The 23247-nt window shown below is 48.6% G+C and carries 23 protein-coding genes; 19 read left to right on the top strand and 4 right to left on the bottom strand.

What is annotated here, in order from left to right; all coding sequences use genetic code 11:
* Positions 1-63 precede the first annotated feature (63 nt).
* Both MKY42_RS26430 and MKY42_RS26425 read left to right on the top strand, forming a co-directional pair.
* A complete protein-coding gene (locus MKY42_RS26430; protein WP_339845939.1) occupies positions 64-888 on the top strand; it encodes a polysaccharide deacetylase family protein in 825 nt (274 codons plus the stop codon).
* A 56-nt stretch (positions 889-944) separates the two neighbouring features.
* The gene (locus MKY42_RS26425; RefSeq protein WP_339845936.1) at positions 945-3122 is read left to right on the top strand and encodes a glycoside hydrolase family 88 protein; all 2178 of its coding nucleotides are present in this window, start codon (positions 945-947) and stop codon (positions 3120-3122) included.
* A 125-nt stretch (positions 3123-3247) separates the two neighbouring features.
* Here MKY42_RS26425 and MKY42_RS26420 read toward each other — a convergent pair whose 3' ends face one another.
* The gene (locus MKY42_RS26420) at positions 3248-4123 is read right to left on the bottom strand and encodes a DUF72 domain-containing protein (RefSeq protein ID WP_110001408.1); all 876 of its coding nucleotides are present in this window, start codon (positions 4121-4123) and stop codon (positions 3248-3250) included.
* 313 nt (positions 4124-4436) lie between these two features.
* Between MKY42_RS26420 and MKY42_RS26415 the strand changes: the two genes are divergently transcribed.
* The 5 genes from MKY42_RS26415 to MKY42_RS26395 all read left to right on the top strand — a co-directional run bounded on the left by MKY42_RS26415 (position 4437) and on the right by MKY42_RS26395 (position 8485).
* Complete coding sequence (locus MKY42_RS26415; RefSeq protein ID WP_339845933.1) at positions 4437-5180, top strand: methyltransferase domain-containing protein; 744 nt, start codon at positions 4437-4439, stop codon at positions 5178-5180.
* Between the two features lie 18 nt (positions 5181-5198).
* A complete protein-coding gene (locus tag MKY42_RS26410; protein ID WP_090904412.1) occupies positions 5199-6188 on the top strand; it encodes an MBL fold metallo-hydrolase in 990 nt (329 codons plus the stop codon).
* Between the two features lie 171 nt (positions 6189-6359).
* Positions 6360-6755: a hypothetical protein gene (locus tag MKY42_RS26405; RefSeq protein ID WP_179263222.1), complete on the top strand. Its 396-nt coding sequence runs from the start codon at positions 6360-6362 to the stop codon at positions 6753-6755.
* Entirely contained in the window at positions 6752-7798 is a 1047-nt protein-coding gene (locus MKY42_RS26400; protein WP_179263224.1) for an FAD:protein FMN transferase, read from the top strand. The genes MKY42_RS26405 and MKY42_RS26400 overlap by 4 nt, the downstream gene beginning before the upstream one ends.
* Positions 7799-7831: 33 nt before the next feature.
* A complete protein-coding gene (locus MKY42_RS26395; protein ID WP_339845930.1) occupies positions 7832-8485 on the top strand; it encodes a ferric reductase-like transmembrane domain-containing protein in 654 nt (217 codons plus the stop codon).
* Between the two features lie 129 nt (positions 8486-8614).
* On the opposite strand, the gene MKY42_RS26390 is transcribed toward MKY42_RS26395, so the two are convergent.
* On the bottom strand, positions 8615-9181 hold the full coding sequence (locus tag MKY42_RS26390; RefSeq protein ID WP_076290808.1) for a phosphatidylglycerophosphatase A: 567 nt from the start codon (positions 9179-9181) through the stop codon (positions 8615-8617).
* 214 nt (positions 9182-9395) lie between these two features.
* Between MKY42_RS26390 and MKY42_RS26385 the strand changes: the two genes are divergently transcribed.
* The 9 genes from MKY42_RS26385 to MKY42_RS26345 all read left to right on the top strand — a co-directional run bounded on the left by MKY42_RS26385 (position 9396) and on the right by MKY42_RS26345 (position 19598).
* Positions 9396-10451 carry a GerMN domain-containing protein gene (locus tag MKY42_RS26385; RefSeq protein ID WP_063566699.1) on the top strand — a complete coding sequence of 352 codons (1056 nt, stop codon included), beginning with the start codon at positions 9396-9398 and terminating at the stop codon, positions 10449-10451.
* A gap of 146 nt (positions 10452-10597) precedes the next feature.
* Entirely contained in the window at positions 10598-11356 is a 759-nt protein-coding gene (gene rph, locus MKY42_RS26380) for a ribonuclease PH (protein ID WP_090904406.1), read from the top strand.
* Between the two features lies 1 nt (position 11357).
* Positions 11358-11981 carry an XTP/dITP diphosphatase gene (locus MKY42_RS26375; protein ID WP_179263228.1) on the top strand — a complete coding sequence of 208 codons (624 nt, stop codon included), beginning with the start codon at positions 11358-11360 and terminating at the stop codon, positions 11979-11981.
* A gap of 365 nt (positions 11982-12346) precedes the next feature.
* Positions 12347-13189, top strand: a complete 843-nt coding sequence (locus tag MKY42_RS26370; protein ID WP_179263230.1) for an STM4015 family protein — start codon at positions 12347-12349, stop codon at positions 13187-13189.
* Positions 13190-13201: 12 nt separating this feature from the next.
* Positions 13202-14551: an STM4014 family protein gene (locus MKY42_RS26365; RefSeq protein WP_257031864.1), complete on the top strand. Its 1350-nt coding sequence runs from the start codon at positions 13202-13204 to the stop codon at positions 14549-14551.
* Positions 14548-15333 carry an STM4013/SEN3800 family hydrolase gene (locus tag MKY42_RS26360; protein ID WP_090904403.1) on the top strand — a complete coding sequence of 262 codons (786 nt, stop codon included), beginning with the start codon at positions 14548-14550 and terminating at the stop codon, positions 15331-15333. Before MKY42_RS26365 ends, MKY42_RS26360 begins: the two co-directional genes overlap by 4 nt.
* A gap of 53 nt (positions 15334-15386) precedes the next feature.
* Complete coding sequence (locus MKY42_RS26355) at positions 15387-16784, top strand: STM4012 family radical SAM protein (protein WP_339845917.1); 1398 nt, start codon at positions 15387-15389, stop codon at positions 16782-16784.
* Positions 16781-17644, top strand: coding sequence for an STM4011 family radical SAM protein (locus MKY42_RS26350; RefSeq protein WP_339845914.1), 864 nt, complete (start codon positions 16781-16783; stop codon positions 17642-17644). Before MKY42_RS26355 ends, MKY42_RS26350 begins: the two co-directional genes overlap by 4 nt.
* A gap of 256 nt (positions 17645-17900) precedes the next feature.
* On the top strand, positions 17901-19598 hold the full coding sequence (locus MKY42_RS26345; RefSeq protein WP_339845912.1) for a methyl-accepting chemotaxis protein: 1698 nt from the start codon (positions 17901-17903) through the stop codon (positions 19596-19598).
* Positions 19599-19701: 103 nt separating this feature from the next.
* Here the strand turns inward: MKY42_RS26345 and asnB are convergent, their stop codons facing one another.
* On the bottom strand, positions 19702-21546 hold the full coding sequence (gene asnB, locus MKY42_RS26340) for an asparagine synthase (glutamine-hydrolyzing) (protein ID WP_090904399.1): 1845 nt from the start codon (positions 21544-21546) through the stop codon (positions 19702-19704).
* Between the two features lie 195 nt (positions 21547-21741).
* On the opposite strand from asnB, the gene MKY42_RS26335 reads away from it, so the two are divergent.
* From MKY42_RS26335 to MKY42_RS26325, 3 genes are all read left to right on the top strand, one after another.
* Positions 21742-22041, top strand: coding sequence for a hypothetical protein (locus MKY42_RS26335; protein WP_090904398.1), 300 nt, complete (start codon positions 21742-21744; stop codon positions 22039-22041).
* A gap of 25 nt (positions 22042-22066) precedes the next feature.
* Positions 22067-22423, top strand: a complete 357-nt coding sequence (locus MKY42_RS26330; RefSeq protein ID WP_064635807.1) for a hypothetical protein — start codon at positions 22067-22069, stop codon at positions 22421-22423.
* A 91-nt stretch (positions 22424-22514) separates the two neighbouring features.
* A complete protein-coding gene (locus MKY42_RS26325; RefSeq protein WP_256222456.1) occupies positions 22515-22643 on the top strand; it encodes a hypothetical protein in 129 nt (42 codons plus the stop codon).
* A gap of 76 nt (positions 22644-22719) precedes the next feature.
* On the opposite strand, the gene MKY42_RS26320 is transcribed toward MKY42_RS26325, so the two are convergent.
* Positions 22720-23013: a DUF4870 domain-containing protein gene (locus MKY42_RS26320; RefSeq protein WP_053783120.1), complete on the bottom strand. Its 294-nt coding sequence runs from the start codon at positions 23011-23013 to the stop codon at positions 22720-22722.
* Positions 23014-23247: the final 234 nt, after the last annotated feature.

Here is a 23247-nt window from a genome sequence, read left to right as displayed (position 1 = left end):
TTTACACGATAACGAAGAAACAGTGTGATTCATTCGCTATTGAAGAAGCAAGTGGGAGGAGAAATGATGGGACATCGTATCCAGTTTGACCGCTACCCGGGTGGCGTGATGAAGGCTTTGACGTTCAGTTATGACGATGGTGTGGTACATGATCGCAGACTGGTGGAAATTTTCAATCAACATGGACTGCGGGGCACATTCAATCTGAATTCCGGTACGCTGAGCAAGCCTGGCCGAATTGAGACGACAGAAGTTGCGGATTTATATGCTGGGCATGAAGTGGCTGTACATACGGTCACCCATCCCACATTGCCCTATGTCCCGGATGAGCTGCTGACCGAAGAGATCATGGAAGATCGGAGAGTGCTGGAACAGCTGGTCGGTTATCCGGTGCGAGGTATGGCCTACCCGAATGGGGGTTATGACCGTTCACTCAGCACCAAGCTCGAATGGCTTGGCATCGATTATGCACGCACGGTTGAATCCCACGGCAGGTACACACTGCCTGAGCGGCCGCTCGAATGGCATCCAACCTGCCACCACAACCATGATTTGGCAACCCATGCCGAACGATTTATCCAGCATACGAAGACAGGTACGCCACTCCTGTTATATGTATGGGGTCACAGCTATGAATTCAATGATAACGACAATTGGCAGATTATTGAACAGTTTGCTGAGCAGATTGGCGGCCGGGATGACATCTGGTACGCCACAAACATCGAAGTGATTGCTTACTGGAAAGCGGTCAAACGCCTGGAATGTTCAGCAGACCGGTCGATTATCCACAATCCATCGGCTATCTCTGTCTGGTTTACGGCGGATCAGCAGGTGGTTGAAGTGAAGGCTGGCGAGACATTGCGACTAACCGAACGAATTAAGGTATAGGAAGGGAGCTGAAGATCATTCGTTATTTTCATGAGAACGAGGCGATTGCAGGCAAGGTGTATGATTCAATTCCGGATATTTTGACTACCGTGGCACAGCGTTATATTGGGGACCATCCGAAACACTCCTTTTTGTTCCGAGCGTACCATCATGGAGGCTTCCGCAGACTTGGGGATTATCGTTATGATCTGAATCTGGATGCCAAGTGGAAAGAGGCTCGTGCAGGCCAGTACGTGTACGTATGGGGCAAGTTGTGGAGCCAACAGGAGGCTACGTTAAATACGGGACTGAACTGTTATAGTCCGGTGACGGTCTATGTGAACGGAGAAGAGATTTTCAAATCGGAGCTGTTGCAGGAGTTATTTCCCGAGCGAAGAACCCAGATTCCGATTTCCGTGAAATATGGCTGGAACGATGTGCTGCTTTGTTTTGTAAAAACAGAGGTGGGATTCGGCGGGATCTACGGAACAGCCTCATTTAAAAACTTCCCGCTGCACTTCCTCACACCTGGTTTGGACCGCCAAGGACAGGAGGGTTGGCTGTACTCGGAACCAGTCGATGAACCTTTATCATCACTCCCTCGTGATGGCATGACTGAAGCAGAAACGGGCCTCTCCTGGTATCCGCGCAGGGACTGGACAGAAGGGGAACAGAAGGCTGGAGCTTTCGCCAGAATCTTTGGGACAGAGCAGCCTGCTGTTGCGTACGCATGGTCCAAACTGGATGTCATCCAACCGGGATCGACACCTGTTCTTCTGCAAGGAAAACATGAAGGTGCCCTCACCCTGTACGTTGATGGCAAGGAGATATATTCCGCTGGGCAAAGCGGTAATTTCCGCGTTGAACTGCCTCGCCGATACGGTGGCTCTGATCTGGTAGCGAAAGGTGAAACCAAGGCTGGGAGCGAGTTGTGGGGATTCACACTGGAAGATGCGAAGACCTCAGGGACGAAAGGCTGGAGATTAAGACCACCTCATCCGGTTGCAGGATGCCACGATGCGTGGCTGTTTACGGGTGTATTTTCCCCAGGATCTGAACCATCTCCCCAAGATATTGTGGTAAAAGATACCGTATTTGATGATGGAGCCCAAGGCGTATACTGGCATGTGGATCTTCCTGAAACGAGTGTCCGTCCCTATTTGGAAAATAACCATTATGGCAAATGGAATTATCCACTCGGGGTCACCCTGCTTGGACTTCTTCAGATTGGCCAGGAGTTGGGACGTGATGACTATGTTCAGTATGTGCGTGACCATATCGGCCTGAGTACGTCGTTTGACCGTTATGGTCTATGGGATCGGGAAGGGTACGGCGCCGCGGGAATTAATAATCAGTTGTCTGCGATCGACAGTCTGGATGACTGTGGTTCGTTTGGATCTACTTTGCTGGCAGCGATGGAACTCGGCGACATTCGTGGGGGGAGAGATACCGCAGATCGTATTGCGGGCTATATTACGGATGAACAGGAACGTCTGGACGACGGAGCCTTTTACCGTGTTCGTGGCAGCGGAGAGATGCGCCAGGAAACGATGTGGTGTGATGATCTGTATATGAGCACACCTTTCCTGATGCGGTACGGTCAGTTGACGGGAGATACTTCTTATTGGGATGATGCGATCAACCAGTTCCTGATGTTTCGCAAATATCTGTATATTCCCGAACAACAGATCATGTCCCACGTGTATGATTTTGTGCGTGGACGGGCGACAGGTATACCATGGGGGCGCGGGAACGGATGGGTTCTGTTTTCGCTAACCGAACTACTGTCGATTCTGCCAAGCGATCACGTCAAACGGCCGGAACTGCTGGGCTTCTACCGGGATCTATCTCAGGGGTATCTGGCGCTGCAAGGTGAAAATGGTCTCTGGCATCAGGTGCTGAACCGCCCGGATTCGTATGAGGAAACCTCCTGCACGTCCATGTTCATCTACGCCTATGCCCGCGGTATTCGTGAAGGCTGGCTGGAGCAGCCAGCGGCCTACTTGGATGCGGTACGCAAAGGATGGGAGGGTATGACCCATCTGTCCATTGATTACAAAGGCAATGTGTACGGTGTATGCCGGGGTTCCGGTTACTCCTTTACCGCACTCTATTACCGGGATGATCTGGGATGGATTCTGAACGATACGCACGGTATCGGCATTGTGCTTCTGGCCGGGATTGAGGTGCATAAAATGAACCAGCAGCTGAGCCGGATTTCGTTCGACTCTTCGGTTACAGCTGCACAACGCTAGTACAGCAATCATGAGTTCATCTGCATATAACCTAACGACAAATAAAGCGGCACAGCCTTAATGGCTTACCGCTTTTTTCGTTATGAATGGAAATATTCAATTAAGATTCCAAATTAAACGTGTTGTTAAAACAGTTCCAATTGCTCCGGACCCTCTTCCTCTTCCGGCTCCGTACGATCAGGGAAGGGCTTCACGGGCTGCTCCAGCAGCTCCATCATCATCTGAGCATTTGCAGCCGCATCGCCGCCCGAGTTGTTGTTGAAAATCACATAGACATCTTTGCTCTGCTCCTGCAATTGCTCCAGATAACCTTTCCACTCCAGCAGCTCTTCCTGGTTGTAGCGATACAGATAACGGGTCTCGCGCCAATTGGGTGCACCATTCTGATGCCAGCCTGATACATTGCGCCCATGCATACGCACCAGCGTCATTTCGGCATCGGTAGCTTCGGGTACAATAGGGATAGATCCTGGACCCGCCTGAGGTTCATCACAGACGCTGTGAATCCAGCCCTGTTCCTTTAGAAATGCCAGCGTCCGTTCACGCATGCCCTCTTCATACCAGCTGCGATGACGAAATTCGAGGGCACAAGGGATGCCTTCCATTCTCAGTTTTACTTCACGCAGTTCATTGACGTTGTCCCGATTGCATTCAAACCACGGCGGGTACTGGAACAAGGCCGCTTGCATCTTGCCTGCTTCCATGACAGGCTCCAGGGATTCGCGAAAGGCCTTATACATCTCTGAGGTGCTTGTGAAATAGGGTTTTCCTCGCAGGTGTCCGGTCATCCCTTGATAGGCTTTGACGATAAAAGCAAAGGATTCCGGCGTTTCCGCTGCCCAGCGTGCCATCCGGTCCCGAGGCTGAACGGCGTAGAAGGAACTGTCTACCTCCACGGTCGTAAAATATTGTCCATACAGACGGAGCTTGTCTTTCGCTTTGGTACGGTTGGGGTACAAATCCTCCTGATCTCCCCAGCCCGTAAGTCCAATCCGAATCATAAATAACACCTCCTGCTGCTTTCCTCTTATGTTAGCGTTATGTTTCAGTTGTCTCATGTTGTTCATGAAGTGAAAATGCCATAGTGGTTCTGTATCAATCTTCTATGTATAGTTAACCGATTTACGTGGGCCTGACTATGTTTAACATTATATCGTGTGGTTTCCGGCCGTTCAATGTGGACGATCCTTGGAAATTTTTGAGTTTGAAGGATAAAGACGATACAATGGCTAAAAGCTATAGAGATATGATCCGGCTGATAGAACAGCTTATTACGGATAGTTGGGCCAGTGACCATGTGGAGGGCGATACGTAATGACGGAATGGTATGAAAAGAGTTTTGGAGAAGACTACCTTCTTGTGTACAAACATCGGGATGTGCAAGGCGCATATCAGGAAGTACATAAAATGATCAATTGGTTAAAGCTTGAGCCAAAGTCCAAGGTGCTTGACCTGTGCTGTGGTATGGGTCGACATTCTCTGGCCCTGGCTGACGCTGGTTTCCAGGTGACCGGAATCGACCTGTCTGATGTGCTTCTGCGTGAAGCACGCAATATGGACACCGAACATCGTGTAGAGTGGTATCACGCCGATATGCGTGAGCTTCCGTTGAAAGGCGGATTTGACGCCGTGGTCAATCTGTTTACATCATTTGGTTATTTCCGAGAGGATGGAGAGCAACTAAGAGTGTTACGCGCCATTCATCGGATGCTGAAGCCAGGTGGCAGCTATATTATTGATTTTATGAACACGGCTTATGTGACTCGTCATCTGGTGCAGCATTCAACACGTGAAAGCGAAGGACAGAATATTGAGGAGTTTCGCAAGATCGAGAATGGATTTGTGCAAAAAGAAATTCACATCTCCGATACCGTATTGGGCCAAAAACCGCGGATCTATCAGGAACGCGTCAAGCTGTACACTCGCGAACAACTACGTGATCTGCTTCACGAGGCAGGACTCGTGGTGGATCAGGTACATGGCGGTTATGATGAAGAAAAGTACGATGAGCAGGCATCGCCGCGGATGATTTTTGTCGGTCATCGGCCTGAGCAGTAGAGTTGGAGGAGAATATTAATGAAGCAAACGGAATCCATTTCCATGCCAGCAGGCATGCATCGGGTCAAGATTACTATGGCTTTTCCACTGCGTTGGGTGAACAGCTATGTGCTTCATGAACCGGATGGAACAATAACGATTGTTGACCCGGGACCACGCAGTACTGAGACGGAACAGGAGTGGCACGAAGCACTTGCAGATTTCAATTTAACTTTTCAGGATATTAGTCAGATTGTACTGACCCACCATCACCCCGATCATCTGGGGTTGTCCGGCTGGATACAGCAGCAAACGGGTGTGCCTGTTCGAATGTCCACACGATCCCGCCAGGAAGCGGATTACATGTGGGGAACAGAGGCAACCATCAATACAGTTTTACCTGAATATTATAGTCGCCATGGCATGCCGGAAGACAAGACGCAGCAGATCCGCGAACATATGGGGGGATTCATCTCACAGATTACGCCACTTCCGGTAGTGACACCGATTGAAGATGGTGAATGGCTGGTTATGGGCGGGAAAAAGTGGCTTGCTGTAGAAACCGGTGGTCACGCCCCAGGGCATCTATCCTTCTATGCGCCGGACTCCAGAGAGATCTTGTGTGGAGATGCCGTATTGCCGCAGATTTCACCGAATATCAGCTTGCAGCCGGGAAGTGACGATCAACCTTTATTATCTTACATGGAAGGGCTGCATCGACTGGGGGCTTTGGATGTAGAAGTGGCATATCCAGGGCATCGGAATCCGTTTGGTCATTTTGCCGATCGAACGGTTCATCTGCTCACTCATCATGAAGAGCGCCTACAGAAGATGATGGAGCAAATCCGCGAAGCACCGACGAATGCGTATGATATCTGTGTGTTTATGTTTGGTGACCGATTGGGAACACATCAGCTTCGTTTTGCGATGAGCGAAACTTTGGCGCATCTGCAAGAATTGATCCGGCGAGAGCATATTGTACAGGAGCAGCAGCCCGACGGAGTGTTCTTTTTTATCGAAAATACTTAGAGGATGACAAGACTTTGACCAGGAGAACTGCCTGTTCAGAGTCTTTTTTTTGCGTGTAACGACTCAAATAAATGAAAGCTTTAGTCTCTCTTAACCGTTCATTCATCTTCTTTTAAGGCAGCACTTCTATGATAAATGCATGAACTTCGCCAGAGAAAGCAGGGAAGAGCGATGACCAGGAAAAAACGAAATCAATGGAGAAAATGGCAAGCCTCAGCGGCAGCAACGTTGACCGTGGCTGCACTCTTTCAATATGTAAGAACTTCTGATGCCTTTGATGTCGCTTATGCGGCGGCTAATGGTACCGATATAAGCAGTACAGCTTCTACCCAGATAGATGCTCAGGATGATGTCATGGACGAATGGACGAACAACACAGATAACAATTCCGATGCATCGTCCAATGAGGGTGACATCCTGGATGAGGGAACGACGGATGGAAGCACTGCCATCGGTTCGAATCAAGGCAGGTCGTCGGGTGGCTGGATAACAGATCAGAACAGCAATCAGGATACTGACTCCGGATATAGTCGTGGCAATTATCAGTCACGCACAGGTGCGTCATGAGCCGCACGGAGCAAGTCTCCCGTCTTCTCAAGTTCCGCTTCCGGGCGATGAACACGAACGTGGAAGTTCAGTTAGCCGCAGGACGGGAAGAGGCTGAGCATGCGGCAGCCATGGTGAAGAATTGGTTCGAAGCGCAGGAACAGCGTTTCAGCCGATTTGTGGCAGACAGTGAATTGAATCGTCTGAATCGTTGCACAGGGTGGATGCCCATCTCCGCAGCAATGGACGAAGTGTTAAGTTTGGCATACGGTTATATTGGTCAGACGGAAGGGATTTTTCAGCCGGGTATTTCTCAGGCTCTGCGGGCTTCTGGTTATGATGTCAGCTTCGAACAGCTGCAACAAAGAAGAGGACTTCCTCAATCAGGAACCGAACGCAGATTGGACATTAAAAAATTGAAAATAGCAGATATGCTGAGAGACGAATATGACTATAGCCGCCCACGATGGATTCAAAGGGAAGGCAGCCGAATGGTTCATAAGGACCCTGGGACTGAGCTGGACCTTGGAGGCATTGTTAAGGGTTGGGCCGTTGAGCGTATCGCCGATTGGCTGCAACGTACACTTCATATTTCGGCCGGATTAATCAATGCAGGTGGAGATATTCAGGCATGGGGAACAACATCTCATCCGATGTGGTCCGTGCAAGTCACTGACCCGTATGAGGAGAAGCGTGATCTGATAGGGAGAATTCAATTGAGGAAAGGTGCGGTGGCCACTTCAGGAGTGATACGAAGACAGTGGCAGAATACGGACGGAAGCCTCTCACATCACTTAATTGATCCCCGGAAGATGGAGCCAGCAGATACGGATGTGCTACAGTGTACCGTTCTGGGCCAGCATACATCGCAATGTGAGATTATTGCCAAGACCGTATGCATTTTGGGAAGTGCCGATGCAGTAGGTTGGTTAAACCGTCATTACGATCGTCATGACGTCCTGTGGATGACCCGGGATGGGAGCACTTATTTTAGAGGAAATACCGGTACGCTCGCTGAACGCTGGCCTGGTTTCGATCCGGATCACCGCTTCAGTCTTATATAAACGACAAGTCTATCAGATATGGGGGAGCCGGTTATGGCGCAATGGATTGTAGATTACCTGCCGACGTGGAATATCATTCGAATTAGTGGGATCGCCGCTTATTTGCTGCTCTTTGCGGGGGTATTTCTGGGAATTGCCCAAGGGATGCCCATGGCTAAAGGCAAACCTAAAGCGGCCATGTTTAAATGGCATACCCGAACGACCTGGCTCGCCTTTGGACTTGGACTTGTGCATGCGTTAACCCTATATATTGATCACTATAGTCCATTTACATGGAGTGAACTGCTCATTCCGTTTACGGCTTCAGTACATCCGATTGGCAGCGGACTGGGCACGTTATCCTTTTATGGTTTGGTGATCGTACTGCTATCCAGTGATTTGCGTAACAAGCTTGGCCGTAAATGGTGGTTTATGTTCCATATGTTGTCTTATCCCGTATTCATCGGTTTACTATTCCATGGTATGCTTACCGGCTCTGATTCAGGCAATGTGCTTATGCGTCTGATGTACGTGTTTACTGGCTTGAGCGTTCTTGGTATCACGGTACTTCGAGGCATGCTGCGAGAACGCAAAGGCCCGGAAATTACAATTGGACCCAGTCGTGTACAGCCTAAGCCAGCAGCGGAACAGAAATGGGCTGAGGTGTATCGATTGGCGGGAGCGGGAAGACAGGAGAATCTGAAATAGTGTATTACAAAAATAAGTGAATCAACACAAAAGAAGCGGCCTGGTGGCCGCCTTTTTGTCATGATCAGAAGAAGTCTGATTGTTGAATTTACTTGGTTCGTTATTTCCAACTCCTGTTACACATGCCAATTATACGATATCATCGCTGACAGGTTTTTCTCCCAAAGCCTCTTCAAGCTCCGATTGTTTGCGATGCGCAATCCGGCTGCTGGCCGCTGAGGCAATGGCCCCCACAATATCATCCAGAAACGTATGCACAGGCCCAAGGCTCTTGTCGTTCAAACGTTCAAGCACACCGGGTTTGAGCTTGTCTACATAGCCGTAGTTCGTAAATCCGATACTTCCGTATACGTTGACGATGGAGAATGCGAGAATCTCATCCACGCCATATAACCCTTCATCATTTTCAATCATCTCCTGCAAAGGAGAAATGAGTTTGCCTTGCTCTGCCAGCAAGTCCAGTTGAATGCCTGTCAGGACTGCGTTCTGCACCTCACGTTTGCGTAATACTTTCTCCACATTGTCGATACATTCTTCCATCGTAAGACCCGGGTAATACTTTTTCTGCAGCATCATGACCAGTTCTGCGATCTCAGGGATCGTAACGCCCCGCTTGTGCAGCCATTCCCTTGTTGCCTCTGCCACTTTGCGGCTATTCAGGCTGTAAGGGATTTTTTCTTGCTCCGGATGTTCCATGGGCGATTCCTCCTCTGAAGTTAGCAATGTCCCTACACTTGTATCCTAATACGTTATTAACCGTTTTGGGTTTCTTTGCTATCCTTCGACGGGGATGGAAAGTCTGTTTTCAGCTTTATGCATGGTGAGCTTGTTTAAAAAGTAGTTATTTTTTGGGCAAAGGCTCGTATACATGGTAGTACAAACTGTAAAAATGATGAGGGGGAACGTGATCATGAGTAAGATCCGTTATTTGCGTACAGCTTCTGCAGCTGCTCTGTTGAGTATTCCTGTGGTGTTATCCGGATGTGGCATGTTTGGGGCACAGTCCTCCGAAGCCATTGATCCACCGCCGCCGATTCAGGAAGCGGCCATGATTCAGGCGGCTGAAGGCAATGGCTCACTTGCCAAGCTGCCACTTACAACCGTGTATCTGCAGGATCAACAAGGTTTGCTAGCTCCGGTATCCATGACACTCCCGTCAGGCACGGACGTTAGCAGTCCCAAAACAGCCCTGGATACACTTGTGACGGGTGGTCCATATGCAGGTATGTTGCCTGAAGGATTTCAGGGCGTACTCCCGCAGGGGACCGTTGTTCAGAACGTAACGATTCATTCGGATGACAAGCTGGCAGTCGTGGAGTTCTCCGGCAATTTTGCCAAGTATGATGCCAAGAACGAGCGAAAAATGCTGGAGGCAGTCACCTGGACACTCACGGGTACACCGGATGTGCAGAACGTACAGATATGGGTAGACGGCAAAAAGTTAACGCAAATGCCAGTAAACAGCACACCCCTGCCGGAACCGTTGAATCGGGCGGTGGGCATTAATCTCGATTTGGGTGATACATTCACGACCAACAGCAGCCCAGTAACCGTTTATTTCTCAGCCGCTTCGCCAGCAGGCATTCAATATTATGTCCCGGTTACGCGTCTAGTGACACCAGGTGGAGACCGGGTGCAGGCGGCGTTGAATGAACTGATCAAGGGGCCAGCCAAAGGTGGCGAGCTGGAAGAGGTCATGACAGGTGGAACGCAGCTGCAATCGGTCAAAACATCCGAGGATGGAACCGTAACGGTTGCACTCAAAGACGACATGTTCACCGAGGGGGACGTCGTGCCAAGTGAACTGCTGCAATCCGTCGTATTGACTACGGCCGAGAACACAGCTGGCAAGGAAGCTAAAGTCCAGATCGAATGGAATGGGCAAAAGACGGTCATGAGTGATGATAACCGGGATTACAGTGCCCCAGTATCGAAGCCTGAATATATCAATGAAATTCCAATTTAAGTCACAAAGAGCGGTCTGATGTACGGTTGACAGAACTCTTTGGTGGACAGGATGCTTTTAAGTGAACTCTTTGGTAAAATAGAAGGGATTAGTAAAAGTGTGAACAAGCTCGACATTACAGGATGCTTAAGTCGTAGGAGGCAGAAATGATGAGATCTAACGGACGAACCAGCGACCAGCTGCGCCCGATGAATTTAACAATTAACACGAATAAATACGCCGAAGGTTCTGTACTGATTGAAGTGGGAGATACCAAGGTTATTTGTACAGCTACGGTGGAGGAGCGTGTTCCTCCCTTTATGAAAGGGCAGGGTAAAGGCTGGGTAACGGCTGAATACTCCATGCTGCCACGTGCAACACATACCCGTAATCAGCGTGAAGCGAACCGCGGCAAATTGACTGGACGCACCATGGAAATACAGCGTCTGATTGGCCGTGCACTGCGCTCAGTTGTTAACTTGCAGGCGCTTGGCGAGCGTACGATTACACTGGACTGTGATGTTATTCAAGCCGACGGAGGTACACGCACAACGTCCATTACCGGTTCGTTTGTAGCTCTGGCGCTCGCGGTGAACAAAATTGCCCAACAGTATAAATTGCAAGTATTCCCGATTACGGATTTCATTGCAGCAGTAAGTGTGGGTGTAGTTGGAGAACAGCCTGTGCTGGATCTGAACTATGATGAAGATTCCAAAGCCAAGGTAGATATGAACCTCGTGATGACAGGCGGCGGGAAATATGTGGAGCTTCAGGGAACAGGTGAAGAAGCACCCTTTGACCGTCGTGAGCTGAACGCGATGCTGGAGCTGGGTGAGCAGGGCATTCTGGAGATGATTGAGCGTCAAAAAGAAGTCCTCGGTCCCATTGCGCTCAAGATCGGTGCTCGTGGATTAGGAGAAGCCTAACATGAGTCTGGATAGCCCAATTATCATTGTCGCAACCCGTAATGCAGGAAAAGTACGTGAATTCGCTCATGCATTCGCTCCGCTGGGCAAAGAGGTCAAAAGCATGTTCGACTATCCGGAGCTGCCGGATGTCGTTGAGGATGGCGTAACCTTTGCGGAGAATGCCTGGAAGAAAGCCAAAACAGTGGGCGATGCTCTGGGTCTGCCTGTTCTGGCTGACGATTCGGGATTGTGTGTGGATCTGTTGGACGGTGACCCGGGAGTGTACTCTGCGAGATATGCAGGCGAAGGTGCTACCGATGCGAAGAACAATGCCAAACTGCTTGAGGCGCTGGAATCACTCAAATCCGGTGAGGATACGGAGCAACCGCTTCTGAGTCCAGCAAGTTTCGTCTGTGCACTGGTGCTGTATGACCCGGCAACCGGAGACAAGTATGAATCAGAGGGCACGGTGGAAGGCTGGATCACAGCTAAAGCTGCCGGTGGTGGCGGTTTTGGATATGACCCACTCTTCTACGTGCCTGAATACGAGATGACAATGGCCGAGCTTACGCTGGAGCAAAAGCAGGCAATCAGTCACCGGGGGCATGCCCTGAGAGCGCTCGTATCCAGTCTGAAAGGCTGAGATTCAAACTTGGCTTATGCGAATATGAATGTTATAAGGTGAATTATGGCCTTGCTTAAATATCAAAGCGTTAATGGAAGGTAAGTGTCATTCCTGTGGAATGGCCCACCAACCATTAGCGTTTTTTTATTTTTGCATGACTAAGCAATCTTAATGAAGCCAGTACGTGAGACCTATAATAAAATCCGTTTCTATAGGGGGAACTATAGGAACGTACGTTCTTGTACCTATAAAGAAAATACAGGGATTTCACGTTTGAGCAGCACATTAGGACTGGGGTTGGAAGAAGTTGCAAGTCTTGTACCGTATGGGTTAACATTCAAGTTAACGAATCATCAATGAACTCAAACGGAGGGGATTTGCTTATGCAAGAAGTGAAGCTTACGGTGTCTTATGATGATTATGAGGACGGTATTCGCATGGAAACACTGATCAGGGAATTGGCTGCCAAACCGGAGGCGGGTTCGCTGGAGAGCCTGATTATTGGAGACTGGGGACAGGCCTATGAAAATTCGCCGGAAGAATTTATGGGCACACTCATCGAGCTGGCTCCAAGCTTTCCATCTTTGAAGAAACTGTTCATCGGAGATATGGGCTTTGAAGAATGCGAGGTTTCATGGATTATTCAGACGGATCTCACACCCCTATTGGTTGCTTTCCCTGAATTGAAGTCATTCACAGTGAAGGGCAGCAGCGGACTAAGTCTGGAACCCATCGAACATGCCAAGCTTGAAGAATTAATCATTATTTGCGGTGGTCTTCCCAAAAGCGTGTTAGCTTCAATTGCCCGGGCAAAGTTGCCTGAATTGCGTAAGCTTGAGCTGTATCTGGGCGTGGATGATTATGGATTCGACGGCTCACTGCAAGATGTACTTCCACTTTTGGAACAGGGCTTATTTCCAAAGCTTGTATACCTGGGTCTGAAAGACAGTGAAATTCAGGATGAGATTGCAAAGGCTGCAGCTGAGGCACCAATTCTGGATCAACTTGAAATCCTGGATCTGTCAGAGGGCACGCTGTCTGATGAAGGGGCGGAGGCGCTGCTTGCCAGCAACAAGATCAAAAAACTGAAACATCTCAATCTTAGTTACCACTACATGACGGACGAAATGCTTATTCGCTGGAAACGTTCCGGTATATCTGTGGATGTTAGTGAGCAACAACAGAGTGATGAAGATGACTGGCGTTATCCGTCGTTAACGGAATAAATGATATCAGGCATGACGGAAATGGAAGGAAATTTGCAAAGCCCAGTTAAGGATTCGGATATGACGCTGGAGCAGCCCTTATTGTTAATTGGAAACCCGAATAATCGCCGTACCCTTGGACTACAGGAGGCAAGACAGCGCCTTGGTTTACAGCCTGCACTTGTGCTGCCCTATATCCGTTTGCTACAGACCTGGAGAAGGGGTGGAACTATTGCGGATGCCGTACAGCAATGTCTGGAAGGGCGAGTGGCTACACACACGCACGGAGCGTCGTGGATATCTTCACCAGCGTCGATCTCATATGCCAATCATGATCCAGTTGACGGAGTGAATAGTATACCTCTTATTCGACTGGATGCCCCTGGTGAGGAATGGGAAGTAGAGTGTGAGCTGCTCTTTCTTGGAGCTGTGAATGATGTATCTCCGTTAATCGATGGCCCTTCTGCGGGAATGATTCCGGCAGCGCAGACACTCACTCTTGAACAGGAGTGGGGGCGGATCTACGCGCCCAACCAATGGTTTCGTGGCTGGAAGGCTTGTTTGGAACGAATTCGCTATGAAGCCTTGGAGTATTGGCCCAATGCCCGGTTTACGAATGATCCCAATGATATTGCGATCATGTTTGATAAAAGGAGATGCCAGCAGCAACTAACTGCCCATGGCGTTCACGTTCCCCCAACGCTCCAATCTTCGGAGCCGATCCGCAATTATGCGGATCTACGTACAGCGATGAAAACAGCCGGTATGAATCGGGTTTTCGTGAAACTTGCGTGTGGCTCCGGGGCTTCAGGCGTTGTTGCCTATCAAATTAATCCGCGAACGGGTGCTGAAATCGCTATAACCACTGTGGGAATGGAGCGGATTCAGGGAAATCTCATTTTTTATAATGAAGGTCGGATGCGCAGGTACACACGTACTTCGGAAATTTCGGTGCTCATGGATTGGTTGTGCGCTGAAGGTGCCCAGATTGAACGTTGGATGGCAAAAGCATCCCTTGGTTCAAGCGTGTTTGATATTCGCCAGCTTGTGGCAGGTGGACAAGCAGGTCATGCCATCGTACGGGTTAGTCAGACACCGATCACCAATCTGCATTTGCGCAATGAGCGGTTGCTGCCCGCAGAAGCGGGGCTGGATGAACAGCAGATGGATGGGGTTCAGACGTCAGCGAAAGCAGCAATGGCTGCCTTTCCCAACTCATGGTCTGCCGGGATTGATGTGATGCTCAGTGGTGGAACTGAACCGCGTGCTTATATTCTGGATGTGAATCCGTTCGGAGATTTGTTGTACAGAGTACAGCATAACGGACTTGGAACCTATGAATGGCAAATGGAACTTTTGCGAAAGGAGCCCTTACAACCATGACTGATATGAACACCATCGTAGGCTCCCATGATCTATTAATGATTACGCTGGACACGTTAAGGTATGACGTGGCCAAGCTGGAGGAACAGAATTGCCCCAACCTGTGCGGTACGGGTCCTTGGGAGAAGCGTCATACTCCGGGAAGTTTTACCTATGCGGCACATCATGCTTTTTTTGGTGGCTTCATGCCTACACCTGCCAATACGGACAAAGCCTCCCACGTACGACTTTTTCATTCCCGGAATACCGGATTAAAGACACATCCGCATACCTGGCTGTTCGACACTCCGGATATCGTATCCGGGTTAGCAGCGGAAGGATACCGTACGATTTGTATTGGCGGGGTCATTTTCTTCACCAAGAAAAATCCACTCGCCAAAGTGCTGCCGGGTTATTTTCAGCAAAGCTACTGGCGGATGAATTTTGGCGTAACCAACCCCAAATCGACCGAGCATCAGGTTCAGCATGCCTTGAAGCTGCTGGAGCAAATCACACCGGATGAAAAGCTGTTTTTGTTCCTGAATGTGTCTGCCATCCATGGGCCCAATCGCTATTTTGTGGAGGGTGCAAGAGAAGACTCCGTAGAAACACAGCGAGCAGCCCTTCGGTATGTGGACCAGGCTCTTGGGCCATTGTTTGATGCAATGAGGCAGCGTTCACGGCCTACGTTTTGTTTAGCTTTTTCCGATCATGGCACGGCGTATGGTGAGGATGGTTATCAGGGGCACAGGCTGGCGCATGATGTTGTCTGGAATGTGCCTTACCGTGAATTTATTTTATAGAACAATTGATTCATATCATCAACAACTACAAACCGGATACAGGGAGGAAACCGATGGACGATCAATCTCAACATACGACAGTAGGTCATTCCGCAGAGTCCGGACCCAATACAACTACTGGTCTCAGAGAAGTGGTTACTTCCCCCTATCGCTCTTATTTATATTCGTATCCCCACAAGACCGCATATCGGGAGTTGAACCCGCCTTTACCACTCGGTCCATTGTGGGAACGTGAGAATACAGAAACGTATTTTTTATACATGCACATTCCGTTTTGTGCCGCTCGTTGCGGATTCTGTAACCTGTTTACGTTGCCGGATCGTCGTGATGACACCCATGTGCGTTATGTGGATGCGCTGGAACGGCAAGCCAAGCAGTGGGCACCGCTCACATCACGCAGACCCTATTCGAGGTTTGCCATCGGTGGTGGGACCCCCACATTATTAAATGAAATTCAGTTGAACCGCTTGTTCGATATCGCGGAACAGGTGATGGGGCTCGATCCGACGCAAGCTTCGATCTCGGTAGAAACGTCACCGGATACTGTGACAGAAGCCAAATTGGCCATCATGAAAGAACGGAGCGTGGACCGGGTAAGCATGGGCATCCAAAGTTTTATCGAAGCCGAAGCCTCAGCCATCTACCGTCCGCAGAAACCACAGGAAGTGGAACGAGCGCTTGAGAAGCTTACACAGTATGAATTCCCTTTGTTGAATCTGGATCTGATCTATGGTCTGCCGGGACAAACGGTGGAATCATGGCTGTATTCGCTGGAACGTGTCCTTTCATATGAACCGGGTGAGATATTCATTTACCCACTGTACACTCGCGAGAATACCATTGTGAAACCCGGTGATATTCAGCGTCAGGGACCGGATATTCGGATGGAGCTGTATAAGGCTGCGCGTGAAACTTTGAAAAGCCGGGGTTATGTCCAGTATTCCATGCGCAGATTTGCCAAAGAACAATCTTCTTCGGGAAGCAAAGAGCTTCTACCCTACAGCTGTCAGGAAGAAGGCATGGTTGGTCTGGGTTGCGGTGCACGCTCTTATACCCGTGAAGTACACTATGCTTCCAAGTATGGTGTTAGTTATAAGGCTACACAAAGCATCATCGCCGATTATGTGGCAACCGAGCGTTATGATGTGGCCGATTACGGCATTATACTCAGCCGGGAGGAGCAGAAGCGCCGCTTTATTCTGAAAGCTCTGCTGCATCGGGAAGGCTTGGCGCTATCGGATTATGATGAGCGATTCGGAACGGGAGTCCTGTCAGACTACGGTTGGTTGAGTGAACTGTTGTCTGAGGGCATGGCTGAGCTGAAGCAGGACGATAAAGGAAACCGGGTGCTGCGTCTGACAGAAGAGGGATTGGGCTACTCGGATGCTATTGGAGATTGGCTCATCTCCGCTGAGGTTCGTGAACAAATGGAAGGGTTTGTGTTCTCATGAGAGCAACCTTGTATTATCGGGGGAAGCTGTCGTCCTGTAATTACGACTGTCCATATTGTCCGTTTAGCAAAACGGTAGATTCCAAGGAGACGTTGGAAGTGGATGAACTGCAACTGCGTCAATTTGTGAATTGGGTGAGGGATCAGGAGAGTGCTGGACATCAATTTTCGATTTTCTTTAACCCGTATGGAGAAGCTCTGGTACGACGCTGGTATCGTGAAGCGATGATTGAGCTATCTCATATGCCACATGTGGACAAAATTGCAGTTCAAACCAACCTGTCTGTCAAACTGGACTGGGCCCGTGAATTAAATCGGGATAAAGCGGCATTCTGGGCGACCTATCACACGCGTGAGACGAAGGAGTCTTCCTTCGTCAAACAATGTTTGACTTTACGAGAGATGGGGCTTGCTTTCAGTGTGGGGACGGTTGGATTGCGCAGTGCATTTCCTGCTATTGAATCGATGAGGCAGGCTTTACCTGATGACGTGTATATGTGGATCAATGCATTTAAAGATCGACCCCAATATTACAGTATGGAAGAGGTCGAATTTTTACGATCCGTTGATCCGCTGTTTGAAGGGAACCTGCGGGATTATGAGAGTCTGGGCAAGCGTTGTTCCGCTGGTTCGGAGGTATTTTATGTTCAAGGGTCAGGGCATGTAAAAAGGTGTTACAAGGATCGTCGAATTATTGGGCATCTCTACCGAGATGGTTTGCAGGCTTTGGCCGCAGATCGGCCTTGTGGCATGAAGAAGTGCGGCTGTTATATCGGTTATATTCATATGGAGGATTCTCCGTTCAGGGATATCTTTGGCCGTGGATTGCTTGAACGTAATCCGGCACTGATCAATCAATAGATGTCGGTCATCCAACTGACAGACTTTACACCAGAAAATGTGCTGGTGTAAGGTCTTTTTTTTTATTTAAAAATAGGAGATTCATGCTACTGGCATATAGGTTAATAGGCTTAGGAGAAATTGTCGTTCGGGGGCATTGGGAATCATAATTTCGGGAGAAAAAACGACAAAAGTCCTAGTTTAATTTTAGAAGAATGGAGGGCACGGGAGTAAAACTACATAATTGCAAAACATCTGAACATATGGGGGAATTCACATGAAGAGAGTATCCATCAGTCGCAAATTACTGTTAGGTTTTGTAGCTGTATTGATTTTATTGGTGGCAGTTGTCGTCATCTCGTATACTCAATTTATCTCCGTAGAGAAAACATATACAGATCTCATCAAGGAACGTACGTATAAACTGCTTACGATTAAAAACATGATTATTGATGTGAAATCTCAGCAGGTTGCATTGCGAAACTATGTGACCGAAGCCAGTGATGCTAATGAGCAGCTGTTTCAATCGTCTTATGAAGATTACCGTAAAATAAGTGAAGAATTAAGATCAGGTCTTAAAACACAAACCATGATTGACCTTCTGGACCGTTCCGACCAGCGTGTGAAAGATTACTTAGCCTTTGGGCAGAATGTTATTGCATTAAAGAAACAGGATCGAAATAGTGAAATTACAACGTTGCTGCTCAACACAGGACCTGCAATCGTATCTGAATTTGAAGAAACCATGGCATCGATGGAGCAGGTTCAGCAAGATTTATTGGACACAGGGGTCGTGAATGCCAATCAGCTGATTCAAAAGGTAATCCGATCAATTGTAATCATCGGTATTGTTTCGATCATTGTGGGAGCTGCCATTGCTTTACTTATGGGTAGATTGATCTCTAAACCGGTGGCTTCTGTTGCTAGAGCAGCAAGACAAATAGCTGAAGGTGATTTGACTGGCGAGGCGATCATTGTACGAAATAAGGATGAAATTGGCGAGTTGGCCCAATCCTTTAATACGATGTCGGTTCATTTACGCGAGTTGATTCATCAGGTGGGTAATAACGCGGATCGGGTAGCCGCCTCATCTGAAGAGCTAACGGCTAGTACGGAACAGACTGTGGCGGCGACAGAACAAGTGGCCATTACAATGGAAGAGATTGCTACCGGTATGGATACACAAGTGAGCATGGTTAGCGATGGGTTCCATACGATTAATGAACTATCCACAGGTTTTCGGCAAATTACTGAGAATACGCAAACGATGTCTGATGAAGCTACGAACGCATCGGCTAAAACCTTAGCTGGCAATGACTCGGTGCAATCGGCTGTGGAACAAATGAATTCCATCCATCAGACCGTACAGGGTCTTGCAACGGTTATTGAAGAGCTGGGTAACCACTCACAATCTATTGGTTCGATGGTGGAAACCATTTCCGAAATATCGGCGCAAACGAATCTGCTTTCGCTTAACGCAGCCATTGAAGCGGCAAGAGCTGGAGAACATGGACGCGGGTTTGAGGTGGTTGCTACCGAGGTGCGGAAGCTCTCGGAGCAATCGGCAAGGTCAGCAGAACAAATAGGCACATTGGTAGCCTCTATTCATAAAGGCATGAGTGATGCCGCCCAATCCATGGGAGAAGTGACTGCCGAGGTTCAGGCAGGGATCAGCCTTGTGCATAGAGCAGGAGACAGTTTTGAAGAAATTCGTGCAGCTGTCAGCAAGGTAGCAGGACAGACCCAGGAAGTATCCGCTTCTATTGAGCAGATGGCGGCCGGGGTGGAACAGATCAACGTATCCATGAAAACAATCATGGATGTTACACAGAATGCAGCAGCAGGCACAGAAGAGGTCAGCGCGACGTCTGAGGAGCAATTGTCTGCTATGCAGGAGATATCTTCTGCTGCCAATGAACTTTCGTCCATGGCGGAAGAATTACAGCAGTCTCTGGGTCATTTTAAAGTGGGATGATGTGTAGACATAATTAAATCGAGTATGACAAAGGGGGGTGCCTGATGAACAGCTGATATGCTGCTCACCGGCACCCCTTTTAAGAAAGAAAAGATAGCTTTGTTTATCGAATGGCCACTTTGTACGTACGCAACCACGAGTTAATCTGTGTCAGATAAGCAAATAGCTGTGGACCCGACATTAACTGTCCAAACCAGGGCAGGTTCGATGAAGCATCCGGTGAGGAGGCCAATTTGCGAATTTGAGCTTTGTCGATTAATGGCAAGATCGGTGAACTTGCGTCATCCAGAATATCAAGCACCTGCTGTTTAACGGAAGCGAGATACTGCGGGTTATGTGTTTTCGGATACGGACTCTTTTTCCGGTACAACACATCGTCAGGCAGCACACCTTCCAGCGCTTTACGCAGAATGCCTTTTTCCCGTCCGCCTGTCATTTTCATGTCCCAAGGCACGTTAAACACATATTGAATCAAACGGTGATCACAGTAAGGTACCCGAACCTCAAGCCCGGCTCCCATACTCATCCGATCTTTCCGATCCAGTAGTGTAGGCATGAACCGGGTGATGTTCAGATAGGACATGACTCTCATCTGGGCAGCCTTACCGGTCTCCCCATCGAGTAAAGGCACTTCTGCTACAGCATCCGAGTAACGATCTGCGAGATAGTCGAGTGGTCTGATCCATTCCCGAATGTCCGGGGATAACAATCCTGCTCGCATATCAGGTGCTACAGACCATGGGAATGTACCGGAGTTCAGCATCTCTTCCCGATGGAACCAGGGATAACCGCCAAATACTTCATCTGCTGCTTCGCCTGAGATGGCAACGGTGGCTCCTTTTTTGATTTCTTTACAGAACAGATAGAGAGAGGAATCTACGTCCGCCATACCCGGTAAATCCCTTACGACCATCGCCTGAGTCAACGCATGAACCAGTTCTCCGTTTTCAATCTCAATCCAGTGATGATCTGTCTTCAGTTCATCCACCATTCGCTGAATCCAGGGTCCATCTGCACCAGGCTGGAAGGAATGCGCCTGAAAATGCTTTGCATTATCCACATAGTCGACAGAATATGTGCTGACCTGGCCTTGACCTGTACGGTTGTAATAATCCACGGCTAACGCAGATAGAGCACTTGAATCCAATCCCCCCGACAAAAGGGAGCAGACCGGAACGTCCGAAGCCAATTGGCGTTCTAATGTATCCTGCAACAGTCTGCGTACTTCGGCAGCTGTCTCCTCCAAATTATGTTCGTGATTCTGGCTTTCCAGCTTCCAGTAAGCATAGGTTTTAATGCCGTTTCGGTTGTAGATAAGCGCATGCGCAGGTTTGAGCTCATTAAGGGAGGAGTATACGCCGTGTCCAGGTGTCCGGGCAGGACCGACAATAAATACTTCTGCCAAACCTTCGGGTCCTACAGCAGCCTCAACATCCGGATGGATGAGCAGTGCTTTGGGTTCTGAGCCAAATACGAGTGCATCCTTTGCATGACTGTAGAAGAGGGGTTTGACGCCCAGCCGATCACGGGCGATAAAAACCTGTTCGCGTCCGCCATCCCATATAGCAAAAGCAAAAATGCCGTTAAACCGGTCAACGCAGGCCGGTCCCCACTCAATATAAGAGGCGAGCAGCACTTCCGTATCACATTGTGTGCGGAAATGGTGTCCGCGTTGGAGCAATTCCTTTTTCAACTCGGGTGCATTGTATAGTTCTCCGTTATACACGACGGTATAGGAGGTGTCTCCCTGTAACGCATGCATGGGCTGTGCCCCATTCTCCGGGTCCATAACGCTGAGACGCCGATGTCCGAACGCACAAGGATTGGAGATCCATGTACCTGAAGCGTCGGGCCCCCGGTTCGACAAGCTGTCCGTCATCTGGACCAGCAGCTCTGATTCCTGGGTCAAATCCCGATTCCACTGTATGAAGCCGGTTATACCGCACATGGTTTGTTCATCCTTTCTTAGTCGAGTCATTCATCCGTATGGCTGCTTGAGTTGCTAACAGCCAGCAAATGTTGTCTTTTTCGTCAGAAGTCGTAACAAATATATGCCGAAAGCAGGCATAAAATGTCTGTCCTCTTCGGAAACTATATCTAGGGACAACGGCCTCAACATGCCTGTGAAGGAGAGAACTTGCAAATGGACAGTATGACCTATTATGTATCTGTCATGGGGCGCTCTGTTATACCTGACCCGCACGTAACGTCGTATGAATGGGTGATCCAGGCAACGCCTCAGGAGGCGGAACAATTACTGGGATTGCTTAATCTGATGCAGGAAAAAGAGGAAGAGGCCTTTCCAGGAATGGTATTCCCTTGGCCGGATACGCCGGAGGAGTCTGTAAACCGCGCATATGAAGCTGTATTACAGCAGGTGTATCGGGAAATTTATCGCTTGGGAACACCAGAGACCCGATACCAGATCGAACAAAGTATATGAAATGGACAAAGGAGTGCGATAAAAAATGTATGCCATTCAGGATGCCAAAATACGCAGATTAACCGAAGTGGATGGATTGTCTTGTGCAGAAGTTGAGGTACAGCCAGGAAATACAGGTGATCCGTCTTTGCTTGTATACGTTGCGGCTACCCAGCCTGGGAATTCGCTTGAAGTCGTTCGAATTGTACGCAATCATTCAGATGCAGTTCTGGATTGGTACAATAACAATATGCACACAGCGTTTGAAGATGCTACGGAAACGGCGTTTGAGAACAGTGAAGGCATTACAGCAGGAGAAGATAAAGCCCGGTTTCAGAGTGAGCTCCTTGCTTTTGGATTACTGGGGCCGACGCTTCAACGCTATTTGGTGGGTCAAGGTTAAGCTAGGCGTTCCAACAAATGCCGATAGCGGCAAAGGATAAGCGGAATTACCCGGAGCCATACTATATGCAAGTTCCGGGGAGGTGATAGCAATGGCTTCCAAGTTCAAGAAAAACAAAGGGAACCTTTATGCACATCATACCGAGTTTGCCGAGGAAGTGCTCGCCATTAACAGCAAGCGTCCTGCCCAGAAAAATCCGTGGCTTAAGGGAAACAAGTAACCGGAATGCAGAAACCCGCCCTTCTTTCGAAAGGCGGGTTTTTGAATGTTTAATTGAACGTGATTGGAAGCTTTGCTCAGGCATATTCACGCAGTACTTGAATACCTTTGACAATATTGTACACAAAACTTAATGCATAAATGACAAAGAACAAAATTACAAATCCGACAGCGGAACCCAGACTGTGTGCGGTAACGAAGAAATACAGCAGCGGGATTGCCGCAAGAAACGGGAATATATGCGAGAATAAGGCTCGTTTCGCATGTCCCTCAATATAGTTGTCCTTGGCCACAATCCAAATAATGATGGGGAACAGGAACGGGGCAAAGAAAATACTAAAATAGGATAATGCTGATAAAAGTTGTCTCATATCGGTTTCTCTCCTTTATTTGGTTCAGTAGAATATATGTATCCAAATGATTACCCAGCAGGTCTCATCCTGAATATATCTGCCCATGTTCTAAACGCCCTGAGCTTAATATTCTCAATATTGCCTGCTTAAAGCATTCATATTCTGTAGCTGTCCTGAGTATGAAAATAATACGTTCAAGTCATGAGGAACGATGCAATTATTAATTTTTTTATAAAACTATTGAAAAATATA

Source organism: Paenibacillus sp. FSL W7-1088, from assembly GCF_037969855.1.
Classification (GTDB): Bacteria; Bacillota; Bacilli; order Paenibacillales; family Paenibacillaceae; genus Paenibacillus.
Note: the sequence above shows the minus strand (reverse complement) of the source record. Positions and strands in the feature narration are given on the sequence as shown.

What these genes read in the sequence shown, in the direction of transcription:
- MKY42_RS26430 (WP_339845939.1), top strand. Translation starts at nt 64, where the DNA reads ATGATGGGACATCGTATCCAGTTTGACCGCTACCCGGGTGGCGTGATG.
- MKY42_RS26420 (WP_110001408.1), bottom strand. Translation starts at nt 4,123, where the DNA reads ATGATTCGGATTGGACTTACGGGCTGGGGAGATCAGGAGGATTTGTAC.
- MKY42_RS26415 (WP_339845933.1), top strand. Translation starts at nt 4,437, where the DNA reads ATGACGGAATGGTATGAAAAGAGTTTTGGAGAAGACTACCTTCTTGTG.
- MKY42_RS26410 (WP_090904412.1), top strand. Translation starts at nt 5,199, where the DNA reads ATGAAGCAAACGGAATCCATTTCCATGCCAGCAGGCATGCATCGGGTC.
- MKY42_RS26405 (WP_179263222.1), top strand. Translation starts at nt 6,360, where the DNA reads ATGACCAGGAAAAAACGAAATCAATGGAGAAAATGGCAAGCCTCAGCG.
- MKY42_RS26400 (WP_179263224.1), top strand. Translation starts at nt 6,752, where the DNA reads ATGAGCCGCACGGAGCAAGTCTCCCGTCTTCTCAAGTTCCGCTTCCGG.
- MKY42_RS26395 (WP_339845930.1), top strand. Translation starts at nt 7,832, where the DNA reads ATGGCGCAATGGATTGTAGATTACCTGCCGACGTGGAATATCATTCGA.
- MKY42_RS26390 (WP_076290808.1), bottom strand. Translation starts at nt 9,181, where the DNA reads ATGGAACATCCGGAGCAAGAAAAAATCCCTTACAGCCTGAATAGCCGC.
- MKY42_RS26385 (WP_063566699.1), top strand. Translation starts at nt 9,396, where the DNA reads ATGAGTAAGATCCGTTATTTGCGTACAGCTTCTGCAGCTGCTCTGTTG.
- rph (WP_090904406.1), top strand. Translation starts at nt 10,598, where the DNA reads ATGATGAGATCTAACGGACGAACCAGCGACCAGCTGCGCCCGATGAAT.
- MKY42_RS26375 (WP_179263228.1), top strand. Translation starts at nt 11,358, where the DNA reads ATGAGTCTGGATAGCCCAATTATCATTGTCGCAACCCGTAATGCAGGA.
- MKY42_RS26370 (WP_179263230.1), top strand. Translation starts at nt 12,347, where the DNA reads ATGCAAGAAGTGAAGCTTACGGTGTCTTATGATGATTATGAGGACGGT.
- MKY42_RS26365 (WP_257031864.1), top strand. Translation starts at nt 13,202, where the DNA reads ATGACGGAAATGGAAGGAAATTTGCAAAGCCCAGTTAAGGATTCGGAT.
- MKY42_RS26360 (WP_090904403.1), top strand. Translation starts at nt 14,548, where the DNA reads ATGACTGATATGAACACCATCGTAGGCTCCCATGATCTATTAATGATT.
- MKY42_RS26355 (WP_339845917.1), top strand. Translation starts at nt 15,387, where the DNA reads ATGGACGATCAATCTCAACATACGACAGTAGGTCATTCCGCAGAGTCC.
- MKY42_RS26350 (WP_339845914.1), top strand. Translation starts at nt 16,781, where the DNA reads ATGAGAGCAACCTTGTATTATCGGGGGAAGCTGTCGTCCTGTAATTAC.
- MKY42_RS26345 (WP_339845912.1), top strand. Translation starts at nt 17,901, where the DNA reads ATGAAGAGAGTATCCATCAGTCGCAAATTACTGTTAGGTTTTGTAGCT.
- asnB (WP_090904399.1), bottom strand. Translation starts at nt 21,546, where the DNA reads ATGTGCGGTATAACCGGCTTCATACAGTGGAATCGGGATTTGACCCAG.
- MKY42_RS26335 (WP_090904398.1), top strand. Translation starts at nt 21,742, where the DNA reads ATGGACAGTATGACCTATTATGTATCTGTCATGGGGCGCTCTGTTATA.
- MKY42_RS26330 (WP_064635807.1), top strand. Translation starts at nt 22,067, where the DNA reads ATGTATGCCATTCAGGATGCCAAAATACGCAGATTAACCGAAGTGGAT.
- MKY42_RS26325 (WP_256222456.1), top strand. Translation starts at nt 22,515, where the DNA reads ATGGCTTCCAAGTTCAAGAAAAACAAAGGGAACCTTTATGCACATCAT.
- MKY42_RS26320 (WP_053783120.1), bottom strand. Translation starts at nt 23,013, where the DNA reads ATGAGACAACTTTTATCAGCATTATCCTATTTTAGTATTTTCTTTGCC.